The organism is Nitratidesulfovibrio oxamicus (assembly GCF_015731765.1).
In the GTDB taxonomy this organism is placed as follows: domain Bacteria; phylum Desulfobacterota; class Desulfovibrionia; order Desulfovibrionales; family Desulfovibrionaceae; genus Cupidesulfovibrio; species Cupidesulfovibrio oxamicus.
Map to the genome: position 1 here is coordinate 1 of NZ_VRYY01000815.1, position 10,372 is coordinate 10,372.

11 protein-coding genes are annotated in these 10,372 nt (G+C 65.4%); 4 read left to right on the plus strand and 7 right to left on the minus strand.

Features of this window, described 5'->3' with window-relative positions; translation table 11 throughout:
• Nucleotides 1-664: chromate transporter (locus FVW20_RS19225; protein ID WP_196610830.1), on the minus strand; the 664-nt coding region annotated here is incomplete at its 3' end.
• Between the two features lie 330 nt (nucleotides 665-994).
• On the opposite strand from FVW20_RS19225, the gene FVW20_RS19230 reads away from it, so the two are divergent.
• Both FVW20_RS19230 and FVW20_RS19235 read left to right on the plus strand, forming a co-directional pair.
• Complete coding sequence (locus FVW20_RS19230; RefSeq protein ID WP_196610831.1) at nucleotides 995-1,297, plus strand: putative quinol monooxygenase; 303 nt, start codon at nucleotides 995-997, stop codon at nucleotides 1,295-1,297.
• A gap of 96 nt (nucleotides 1,298-1,393) precedes the next feature.
• Entirely contained in the window at nucleotides 1,394-1,996 is a 603-nt protein-coding gene (locus tag FVW20_RS19235; protein ID WP_196610832.1) for a flavin reductase family protein, read from the plus strand.
• 223 nt (nucleotides 1,997-2,219) lie between these two features.
• Here FVW20_RS19235 and FVW20_RS19240 read toward each other — a convergent pair whose 3' ends face one another.
• The 6 genes from FVW20_RS19240 to FVW20_RS19265 form a co-directional block, all read right to left on the minus strand.
• Nucleotides 2,220-2,615, minus strand: a complete 396-nt coding sequence (locus FVW20_RS19240) for a 4Fe-4S dicluster domain-containing protein (protein WP_012612651.1) — start codon at nucleotides 2,613-2,615, stop codon at nucleotides 2,220-2,222.
• Between the two features lie 16 nt (nucleotides 2,616-2,631).
• Complete coding sequence (locus tag FVW20_RS19245; protein ID WP_196610833.1) at nucleotides 2,632-3,708, minus strand: hydrogenase large subunit; 1,077 nt, start codon at nucleotides 3,706-3,708, stop codon at nucleotides 2,632-2,634.
• A 12-nt stretch (nucleotides 3,709-3,720) separates the two neighbouring features.
• On the minus strand, nucleotides 3,721-4,113 hold the full coding sequence (locus FVW20_RS19250; RefSeq protein ID WP_196610834.1) for an NADH-quinone oxidoreductase subunit C: 393 nt from the start codon (nucleotides 4,111-4,113) through the stop codon (nucleotides 3,721-3,723).
• 125 nt (nucleotides 4,114-4,238) lie between these two features.
• Nucleotides 4,239-4,712, minus strand: coding sequence for an NADH-quinone oxidoreductase subunit B family protein (locus tag FVW20_RS19255; protein ID WP_007524163.1), 474 nt, complete (start codon nucleotides 4,710-4,712; stop codon nucleotides 4,239-4,241).
• Nucleotides 4,713-4,727: 15 nt separating this feature from the next.
• Complete coding sequence (locus FVW20_RS19260; RefSeq protein ID WP_196610835.1) at nucleotides 4,728-5,576, minus strand: respiratory chain complex I subunit 1 family protein; 849 nt, start codon at nucleotides 5,574-5,576, stop codon at nucleotides 4,728-4,730.
• Nucleotides 5,576-7,522 carry an NADH-quinone oxidoreductase subunit 5 family protein gene (locus FVW20_RS19265; RefSeq protein ID WP_196610836.1) on the minus strand — a complete coding sequence of 649 codons (1,947 nt, stop codon included), beginning with the start codon at nucleotides 7,520-7,522 and terminating at the stop codon, nucleotides 5,576-5,578. The genes FVW20_RS19260 and FVW20_RS19265 overlap by 1 nt, the downstream gene beginning before the upstream one ends.
• Before the next feature lie 877 nt (nucleotides 7,523-8,399).
• Between FVW20_RS19265 and FVW20_RS19270 the strand changes: the two genes are divergently transcribed.
• The gene (locus tag FVW20_RS19270; RefSeq protein ID WP_307831675.1) at nucleotides 8,400-9,419 is read left to right on the plus strand and encodes a CerR family C-terminal domain-containing protein; all 1,020 of its coding nucleotides are present in this window, start codon (nucleotides 8,400-8,402) and stop codon (nucleotides 9,417-9,419) included.
• Nucleotides 9,416-10,372, plus strand: a 957-nt coding sequence (locus FVW20_RS19275) for an efflux RND transporter periplasmic adaptor subunit (protein ID WP_196610838.1), incomplete at its 3' end; no start/stop codon positions are given. The genes FVW20_RS19270 and FVW20_RS19275, both read left to right, overlap by 4 nt.

Below are 10,372 nucleotides of genomic sequence, written 5' to 3' on the forward strand. Positions count from 1 at the left end.
CCAGGGCCGCCAGCATGCCGCGCAACGCGCGAAGAGCTCCGGGCCGAGGTGTTGCTCCGGGGCCGCCGCCCGCCTGCGCAGAGGGCGCGGCATCGCCGTCGCGGTATACCACCACTCCGGCTGCGGCAGCCGCCAGCACGGGTACGATGGGGTGGACGCCCAAAAGGGTCAGCCCGCATACCCCGGCCCCGATCACCCAATCCATGCCCATGCGCAGGTAGCGTTTGCCGAAATCGAGCAGCCCCGACACCATCAGGGCCACGGTGACGGCCTTCAGGCCGATGAACGCGGCCATGACGGCGGGCAGTTCGTGATTCTTCCAGTACATGGCCGAAAGCACGGTGATCATCAGGAACGCGGGCAGGGTGAACCCGAAGAACCCGGCCAGCATGCCCGGCGTGCCGCGCAGCCGCAGCCCCACGTACGAGGCCACCTGCATCACCGTGGCCCCCGGCACCGCCTGGCAAAGGGCCACGCCGGAGCGGAACGCGGCCTCGTCCATCCAGCCCTTGCGCTCCACCACCCGGGCACGCACCACGGGCAGCATGGCCGGACCGCCGAAAGCCGTGGCGCCCAGCCGCATGAAAGTCAGGAACAGGTCGCGAAGGCTGGGCGGCGTGCCCGCATGCGAGGGAGGGGGGGAGTCCTGTGGTGCTTCGGACACGGTGACCTCGTTGTTTTGGCTGGGAGTCGTGCGGTGCGTCGGAGGGTGGGGCGGGGGTTCCGCAGTGTTCGGGATGAAGGGGGAATTATGGTGCTTTTCTAACGTGATATGACAAGTGACGGCCTCTGTTCGGCGGCATTCTAGCCTTGTAAACGCTTGCTTACAAGGCAGGTCGCGCACGGTGGAATTTTCGTGCCGGCTGCCGGGTGGTGGTATCTTTTTAGTGCGTACTTGCCGAAAGTATTTCATTGGACGAGACTATGCACCATGGCCGCGCGGTGCAGCCCCATCGGCGGCCCCCCATCCAACGTAGTGCAAGGAGCACGGATCATGTCGCAACCCGATTCCCCCGTGGCGGTCACCGCCATGCTCACCGCCCGCCCCGGCAGCGAAGCCCGCGCGGCGGAACTCATCGCAGGCATCGTGGCGGCCACCCAACGGCACGAGGGCATGCTGCGCTACGAGGCGCAGCAGCAACTGGATGTGCCGCGCAACTTCACCTTCATTGAGCAGTGGACATCCCGGGAAACCCTGGATGCGCATCTGGCCACGCCCGAATTGCTGGCCTTCCGCGCGGCGGCTGCCGATGTCTTCGAAGGCCCCGCCGACGTGCGGCTGTGGCGGTTGGTGTAGTGGCGGGAACAGTGTCCGGGTGGGGCGCGGCGTTACGGTCCACCTGTATTCCCGCATCCCCCGCATCGGTATCCCCATGATGGGGAGGAGGACAACATGGCGACCGTTTCCAAGGCCACCGCAGGACGCGTGGACATTGCCCCCAACGCCTTCGTGGTGCCCATGGCCCAGACCATCGTGGGCAGCATGGCCGGCGGCAGGCCCAACTTCATGGCCGTGGCCTGGCTGACCCGGGTCAACTACCAGCCGCCCATGCTGGGCGTGGCCATCAACCGGCGCAATTTCAGCCACGGGGCCATCGCCGCCAGCGGGCAGTTCAGCGTGAACTTTCCCACCGTGGACATGACGGCGGTGACCGACTACACGGGCCTGGCCTCCGGTGCCCGCGTGGACAAGTCCGGCCTGTTCGAGGTGTTTCACGGGCATCTGGACGCGGCACCGCTGATCCGGGAATGCCCGCTGGGCATTGAGTGCCGGGTTCACACCGCCGTGGAATTGCCCAGCAACACCTTTTTCATCGGCGAGATCGTCGGGGCCTGGTGCGCCGAGGACTGCCTGGACGGTGACGGCGCTCCCGACCCCAAGCTGTTGCGACCCATGCTGCTGACCATGCCGGACAACCGCTACTGGGCCATGGGCGATGTGGTTGGCAGGGCGTGGCACGACGGCAAGGCCCTGCGAGTCAGGGCGGGGGGCTAGGTCGGGTAGCCTTCGCCCCAAGGGCGGCAGGCCAAGGCAAGAGACGAAACAAGGGGCGCGTTTTGTCCGCACCCCTTCTTGATCTCTCCATATTCCGAAACAGAGCGGGGCGCGGTTTTCACCGCGCCCCTTCTGTTCCGGGTCGTTTCTCCCCGCTTCCCGGTCAGCTCTCAAGGCAGCCGCGCGACAGGCATTCGCCGTGCCGGACGCGCGGGGTATTCGGCTAGGCTTCGGGAGCGGCGGCCTCGGCAGGCTTTTCGGCGCTCTTGTCGGCCTTCTTGGACTTTCTGGGCGTGCCCTGCAAGCTCACCACGAACTTGCTGGGCGCGGGCTTGCGGTGCTGGTTTTCCATCGACAGGCAGTGCGTGGGGCACGCATCGACGCACACCGAGCAGTACACGCAGGCAAAGGGATCGCAGTCCCACTTGCCTTCCTTGGGATCCACGGTGATGCACTGCGAAGGGCACTTGATCTGGCAGCTCTTGCAGAAGATGCAGTCGTGGATGTTGTTTACGAGTTTGCCGCGGAAACCCTCGTACGCCGGCCGCGTTTCGAACGGGTAGAGCCGGGTGGAGTATTTCCCCATGATGTTCCGCAGCACGTTGCTGAGCATGTACATGGTCTGGTCTCCTTGCTTACCGCTCGGTGCAGCTGATGCACGGGTCGATGGTCAGGGCCGCGATGGGCACGTCGGCAAGCTGCGCGCCGGGCAGCATGGCCAGAAGCGGCGGGATGTTGGCGAAGGTGGGGGTGCGGATGCGTACCCGCTCCATGTTCTTCGAGCCGTTGCCCTTCAGGTAGTACAGCAACTCGCCGCGCGGCTGTTCGACGCGGCAGACCACCTCGCCGGTGGGCTTGCCGGGAACCTTGGCGGCCAGTTCCGTATCGGGCAGGCGCGAAATGGCCTGACGCACGATATCCATGGATTGCAGCGTTTCCATGAACCGGACCTTGGATCGGGCCCAACTGTCGCCTTCGGGCGAGGTCACGGGCTCGAAGTCCAGTTCGTCGAAGGCCGCATAGCCAAGCTGGCGGGCGTCCTGGGCAACGCCGCTGCCGCGCAGGGTGGGGCCCACGGCGCCGAGCTGAAGGGCCTGCTGGGCCGTCAGCACGCCAACGCCCACGGTGCGCTTCTTCACGGTGTAGTCGTCGAGCATGGTCTTCATCAGCTGGCGCAGTTCCTTTTCCAGCTTGTCCAGCTCGTCAAGGATCCAGCGCTGCTGGGTCTTGTCCAGGTCGCGGCGCACGCCGCCCACCACGTTGACCGAGATGACCACGCGGTTGCCCGCCGTGGCTTCGTTGATGTCCATGACGCGTTCGCGGATCTTCCAGAACTGCATGAACAGGCTCTCGAAGCCGAAACCGTCGGCGAACAGGCCCAGCCACAGAAGATGGCTGTGGATACGGTGCAGTTCCGACCAGATCACCCGCAGGTACTTGGCGCGGCTCGGCACTTCCACGTTCATCATGGTTTCAAGGCCCTGGCAGTAGCACATGGCGTGGATGCACGAACAGATGCCGCACACCCGCTCCACGATGTAGACCATCTGGTTGTAGTCACGAATGCTGGCGAGGGTTTCGAGGCCGCGATGCACGTAGCCCAGCGCGGGCACGGCTTCGACGATGGTTTCATCCTCGACGACCAGTTTCAGGTGCAGGGGTTCCGGCAGGACCGGATGCTGCGGACCGAAAGGAATGATGGTGCGGGACATGAGACCTACCTCTTAATCCTTTTTCTGGATGGTGGAGATCTTGCAGAACGGCGCCGAGATGGTCGAGGTGATCTCGTCATCCAGGTACAGCGTACGGTTGAAGTCCAGCACCAGACCGTCGAACTTCAGGTTGAAGTGGTCGCGCGATTCGTTTTCGACGAGCAGCGCGGCGAAGTAGACGGGCGAGATGCTGGGTACCGGCTGGTCCTTGGGGTGGGTCAGCCGGAAGTGGGTCATCTCGTTGTCCAGGTCGTAATGGTAGAAGATATCCACGTTGCCGTCGCCGAGGTCCACCACGGACATGGTGACCAGGCGGTAGCCCTGGTCGAACATGCTCCTGGCCTGCGCGACCACGGCATCCGCGGCGATGGGTGTTGCGTTCAGTATTTCGCTGTGCGTGGGCATTGCTGTCCTCGTTGCCCCGTGCCGGGGCTCGCCGGTCGTTCCGGCGCTTGAGGGTTCGCGCCCGCTCCGCCCGCTTACATGCGGCGAAACGGCGCGGACATCGGCGGGGTACCCCGCCATGCGGCCTAGTCGATGACGGTCACCTTGGGCATTTCGCCAAGGCCAAGCTTGGCCTTCACCACGTCAAGGGCGGTGACGACGCCGTCGATGATGGCGTCGGGCTTGGCCGGGCAGCCGGGTACGTACACGTCGACCGGGATGACCTGGTCGACGCCGCCCACCACGTTGTAGCACTCGCGGAACACCCCGCCCGAGGTGCCACAAGCGCCAATGGCGATGACGGCCTTGGGGTCGGGCATCTGGTCGTAGATGTTCTTCAGTACCTTCTTGTTGCGGTGGTTCACCGTGCCGGTAACCAGCAGCACGTCGGCATGCTTGGGGTTGCCCACGTTGATGATGCCGAAACGCTCCACGTCGAAGACGGGGGTAAGGCAGGCCAGCACCTCGATATCGCAGCCGTTGCACGACCCGCAGTCGAAATGGACGACCCACGGGGACTTCAGACGGCCCTTGTTGATCCAGTTTTCAAGCAGACCCATTATCGCCTCCTCCCCTTAGCTGACGTAGAGCCAGAGCAGGTTGAACACCGACAACACAAGACCCACGCCCAGTACGTTCTTGAGCATCCACGGCCAGGTCATGCGCGCGCAGATGTTGTCGATCAGGATTTCCGCCGCGTAGGTCACCACCAGCAGGGCTACCATGCCCACGATGCTGGTGTGCCAGAACAGCGAGCACAGGCCCAGGATGAGCACCACGTCGAACCAGTGGCCGATTTCCAGCAGCGCCAGGTGCGGGCCGGAGTATTCGGTCAGCACGCCGCGCACCAGTTCCTGGTGGGCGTGATGGCAGGCCGAGATGTCGAAGGGCGACTTGCGCAGCTTGATGGTCAGCGCGTAGCCCAGCGCAATGAACAGGAAGGGCATGCTGAGCAGCAGCGGCTTTTCCATGGCGTACACGTCGGCGATCTTGAAGCTGCCGGTGGCCATGGAAATGCCCACGAACACCACGATGATCAGCGGCTCGTAGGCCAGCATCTGCAGCAGTTCGCGCTGGGCGCCAACCTGGGCGTAGGGAGAGGGCACGGACAGGGCGCCCACCACCTGGAACACCGCGCCGATGGTCATGACGAAGAAGAGCAGCAAGAGGTCGCCCTGCATGAAGAACAGCAGCACGGCCAGGGCAGAGGACATCACGTAGATGTAGGCCGACATGACCTGCCACGAGTTGACCACCATGGGCGCTTTGCCCAGCAGCTTCAGCACGTCGTAGAACGGCTGCAGGATGGGGGGGCCGAAGCGGGACTGGAGGCGGGCGGTGACGCGGCGGTCAACCCCGGCCAGAAGACCCCCGACCACCGGGGTGAGGGCAAGCCCGATGAGAGCGGCGATGAACGTCAGCATTACAGCACCCCCCCGAGCATGACCGCAAGCAGCACGATGGCGATCACGTTGATGGACTTCGAGAGTTTGGATTCACCGAACAGGGATTCCATGTAGTAGTTGCCGGCGGCGGTTTCCACAAACCCGTTCATGGGGCCGTTGAAGCCGATCTTGCCGTCCACCACCTTCTGCGAGCCGCCCATGTAGGGCAGGCTGGCCGCTTCGGGGCCGACCTTCTTCGCGGCGCGCAGGGCATACACGAAGCCCACGCCCAGCAGCAGGAACAGCGGGTACACCGCAAACACGCCAGCGTTGTTCTCGAACACGCCCATGGAGACGGTGTAGGCGGTTGCCTTGGCGTACAGCGCCGTGGCCGGGGCCACCAGCATGCTGTAGACGAAGGGCGAAAGCAGCGACAGGCCCACGGCGCCACCGGCCAGCAGCAAGAGCGGCAGGCGCACCGTGAAAGGCTGGTGTTCGGAGGGCGGGTTTTCGCCCGGCACGGTGGAACCAAGCATCACGCCGGCCCAGCGGGCCCAGAACAGCACCGTCAGGGCGCTGCCGAGAGCCAGCATGATAACCAGCGGGGGCATGGCGGCGGTGGCGGTGGCGGCGGATTCAAGGGCCATCCACTTGGCCAGCAGCATGCCGAAGGGCGGCAGCATCATGGTCACGATGCCGATGACGGTGATCACCGCGGTGCGGGGCATCACCTTGAACAGGCCGCGCATGGCTTCGATGTCGCGCGAGCCGATCTTCTGCTCGATGGCGCCCACGCACAGGAACAGGAGACCCTTGGAGATCGCGTGGAAGATGATCAGCATCACGGCGGCGGCGATGGCGGCCGAGGTGTTGATGCCCGCACAGGCGATGATCAGGCCCAGGTTGGCGATGGTGGAGTAGGCCAGCACCTTCTTGCCGTTGCTCTGGCCCACTGCCAGGGCGGAGGTGGCTATGAAGGTGAACGCGCCGAAGATGGCCACGGCGGCGGAAAGCATGGTGCCCTGGTAGGCCGGAGCCATGCGGATGACCAGGTACACGCCCGCCTTGACCATGGTGGACGAGTGCAGCAGCGCCGAAACCGGGGTGGGCGCCACCATGGCGCCGCACAGCCAGCTCTGGAAGGGCACCTGCGCGGCCTTGGTGAAGCCCGCGAAGCACAGGAAGGCCATGGGCAGCAGCAGCGCCGCGGTCTTCATGCCGGGGGCGGCGGACTTGGCCAGGATGTCCTGCACCGAAAGGGTGCCCATGCTCTTCTGCAGGAACATGAGCGCGGCCACGAAGGCGACGCCGCCCGCCATGTTCATCCACAGGGCGCGGGTGGCGTTGGTCTTGGCCTCGTCGGTGCCGTCATGCCCGATGAGCATGAACGAGCACAAGGTGGTCACTTCCCAGAAGAAGTACATCCACGACAGGTTGTTGGCCAGCACCAGGCCGTTCATGGCGCCCAGGAAGAGCAGCATGAAAAAGAAGAACCGCGGTTGGCGGCTCTTGGCGAGGTGCAGGTGCTCCTCGTGCTCCTTCATGTAGCCAAGACCGTAAAAACAGATCAGGCCCCCCACGATGGAAATGATCAGCACCATGGTCAGCGACAGGCTGTCGGCGTAGAAGCCGGTGACCTGCGTGCCGTGGTCCATCAGGAAGAAGTCCAGATAGACCATGCCCAGCACCTGCAGCACCGTCAGCCCCATGATGAGCAGGTTGCCCATGCGCAGCGCGATGAGGAAGATGAACCCGAGCAGGGCGAAATCAAGAACGGTGATCAGGCCGTTGAGGCTGATGCCAAGAATGGCTTGGGGCGAGTAGGAGAACGAGCCGAGGCCCGCCAGTCCCAACGCCGCCGCGGCAGTTATCGCCACCGATACCGGGACGATGATGTTGCGCGCGGCGTCGCCCCTGACGAAATAGACCGCCAGGGCAGCTAAGAGTGGAAACACGACGCTTCCAAAGACAAGGGTGTCCAGCATACGCACCTCGTAACAAAGGACAAAGGAGAGCCGCGACACCTCCGGGTGGACGTCGCCGCTCACGGATTGCATGCCCCTACAGGCATGGGCCCTTGGATTCCCGCTCGGATTCTATGTCCCGCCAACCCGGAAACGTCAAGGGAATTGTAAGATACTACAGGTGGTTGGTCACACAGTCCAATTGGCAGGTAGGAATTAGCTCGTGTCTCATATGTGAGCATTGCTTTTATTCACGCGAGCATGGCGGAATAATCCGGACGCGGGGACACTCCGGAATGGGCGCTGCGCCGCAGGGGGCGTGCCGCTGGGCATGTTTTTCCTCATTGCGGGACATGGCGGGACAAGGGCAGGGGGGACGTTCCGGCAATGGTGCCGGGCGGCGACACGGTGCAGGCGGGCGTTTCGGAAGGTGGATTGATCTTGGGCAAGCCGGAGGGCAGGGAGGCGCGTGCTGCGGCGCATCCGTTGGTACGGGCGGTGTGCAGGGGGCAATGGCACATTGCCTGCGCGCGACGGGCCGTGCCAGTGACCGGCGGAGCATGTGACGAACGTGCACAAGCGGCGAGTTGGGCGCTTACGGGCTGATTGTTGAAATGATGTGCTTTTATTACACGATGTTGAAGGGCTATTGACTTTCTTAAACACTCGTTTAAGTAGGCCGAACGCCCGCCGGAAAGACCGGAGGTATCCGGCCCGCATCGGCCGGTCCGCGCAGGGCCTGCGGCATCCGTCTTGCCGGATCGGCGCCGCCCTCTTTTTGCCGTGGCCCAGTGCCGCGCCGTCCGGATGCCTCATGCACGACGATTTGACCGCCCGCCAGACCCCAGCCGCCCCAGCAGACACATCCGGGTGTGAATCGCACCCGACCGCACGCGTCGTGACCGCACGCGTCGTGACCGCACGGGACCGGGCGCAGGAACAGGCCCCGCCTCAGGCCGGGGACGCAACCGAGCCTGCCGCTGCCGGGGATCGGGACAGTCCGGCCCCGGACAGTCACTTTCAGGACAGCCGGTCGCGCATCATGGCAGCTGCGGGCGAGACCTTTGCGGAACTGGGCTTTCATCGCGCCTCGTTGCGCGAGATATGCCGCCGCGCGGGCGTCAATGTGGCCCTGGTGAAGTACCATTTCGGCGACAAGCAGGGGTTGTACCGCGCGGTGCTGCTGCAATCCTTTCCGGAACCGCCGTTGCCCCCGTCGTCGTCTGTGTCGGGCATGGCCGCGCCGGGCCCCGGCGATGTCTCCGGCACCGCATCCTCGGCGGTGGATCCGGAAACACGGTTGCGCGCCTTCATCCGTTCGCAGTTGCACCGCACGCGCGGTTCGCGCCGCCCGGAATGGTACAACCGGCTGCTCATCCGCGAGATGACTGATCCCACCGGGGTCATCGGCGACATCGTGGGCAAGGTAATCGGCGCGCGTGCGGACTATCTGGCCGAAACGGTGCGCGAACTGCTCGACGAGCCGGACCGCAGCCGCGCCGTGGCCCTGTGTGCGCTGAGCGTGGTGGGGCAGAGCCTGCACCATCATTTCGCCCGCAACGTCATTCCCCTGCTGTACCCCGAAATTTCGTACGATGCCGCCAGCCTTGACAAACTGGAGGAGCACATAACCGCCTTTTCGCTGGCGGGCATCGCCGCCCTGCGAGAACGGCTGCATGCCGCACGGTCCGAATGTCCAGCCTGCCCAGATCGCACGAACGACACGGGCGACACGGACGACACGGACGACACGGGCGACGCGGGCAGCGCAGGCAATACGGACAACGCGGGCAGCGCAGCCAGTCCGGAGTCCCCGAGCTTCACCGCCATCACCGGCAGCCCCGCCAGCCCCGACGGGGCCACGTCGAGCGCCGCACCCATCCCCCCCACACCCAGCCGCCAACGGAACCCCGCATGAACATCGACACCCAATCCAGGCCCCACCTCCGGCCCCGCTCCGCCGTCCTGCCTGTTGTCGGCCCTTCTCCCGCAGCACCCGCCAGGTGCGCGGCGGGCCTCCTGCCCGCCCTGTCCGCCCTGCCCGCCCTGCCCGCCCTGCCCGCCCTGTCCGCCCTGCCCGCCCTGCCCGCCCTGCCCGCCCTGTCCGCCCTGTCCGCCCTGTCCGTTCGGCCCGTTCGGCCCGTTCGGCCCGTCCTGGCAGTCATGCTGCTGCTGGGCCTGCTGACCGGGTGTTCCGGCGGTGACGACGCCGCCAAGGCAAAGCCCCAGAAGCGGCCAGTGCCCGTGGCCACCGCCCTTGCCGAAAAGCGCGACCTGCCCGTGGTGGTGCGCACCGTGGGCAACGTGGAACCGTACGCCACGGTGTCCGTGAAGTCGCGCGTGGACGGCCAGATCGTGGGCGTGCACTTCAGGGAAGGGCAGGACGTGCGCAAGGGCGACCTGTTGTTCTCGGTGGATCGCCGCGCGCTGGAGGCGGCGCTGAGCGAGGCCCAGGCCAGGCTGCAACGCGACCGCGTGCTGCTGGCCAAGGCCGACGAGGACGTGCGCCGCTTCGAAAAGCTGGTGACCGACGGCTATGTCAGTCGCGACCAGTACGAGCAGTACCGTTCCACCGCCGATTCGCTGCGCGCCACCGTGCGTGCCGACGAAGCCTCGGTGGAAACGGCAAAGGTGCAGCTTTCGTACACCACCATCACCGCGCCCATGTCGGGCCGCGCCGGGCAGGTCAGGATGGACCAGGGCAACATGGTGCGGGCCGGGGCGGATACGGTGCTGGTGGTCATCGACCAGATAGAGCCCATCTACGTGGGCTTTGCCCTGCCGGAAATGCACCTTGCCGCCGCCCGCACGCGCATGGCCGCCGGGGGCGTGCCGGTGCAGGCGCGGGTGCCCGGATCCGGCGGCGATGGG

Coding starts and splice junctions, on each gene's coding strand:
- FVW20_RS19230 (WP_196610831.1), top strand. CDS start 995: ATGTCGCAACCCGATTCCCCCGTGGCGGTCACCGCCATGCTCACCGCC.
- FVW20_RS19235 (WP_196610832.1), top strand. CDS start 1,394: ATGGCGACCGTTTCCAAGGCCACCGCAGGACGCGTGGACATTGCCCCC.
- FVW20_RS19240 (WP_012612651.1), bottom strand. CDS start 2,615: ATGTACATGCTCAGCAACGTGCTGCGGAACATCATGGGGAAATACTCC.
- FVW20_RS19245 (WP_196610833.1), bottom strand. CDS start 3,708: ATGTCCCGCACCATCATTCCTTTCGGTCCGCAGCATCCGGTCCTGCCG.
- FVW20_RS19250 (WP_196610834.1), bottom strand. CDS start 4,113: ATGCCCACGCACAGCGAAATACTGAACGCAACACCCATCGCCGCGGAT.
- FVW20_RS19255 (WP_007524163.1), bottom strand. CDS start 4,712: ATGGGTCTGCTTGAAAACTGGATCAACAAGGGCCGTCTGAAGTCCCCG.
- FVW20_RS19260 (WP_196610835.1), bottom strand. CDS start 5,576: ATGCTGACGTTCATCGCCGCTCTCATCGGGCTTGCCCTCACCCCGGTG.
- FVW20_RS19265 (WP_196610836.1), bottom strand. CDS start 7,522: ATGCTGGACACCCTTGTCTTTGGAAGCGTCGTGTTTCCACTCTTAGCT.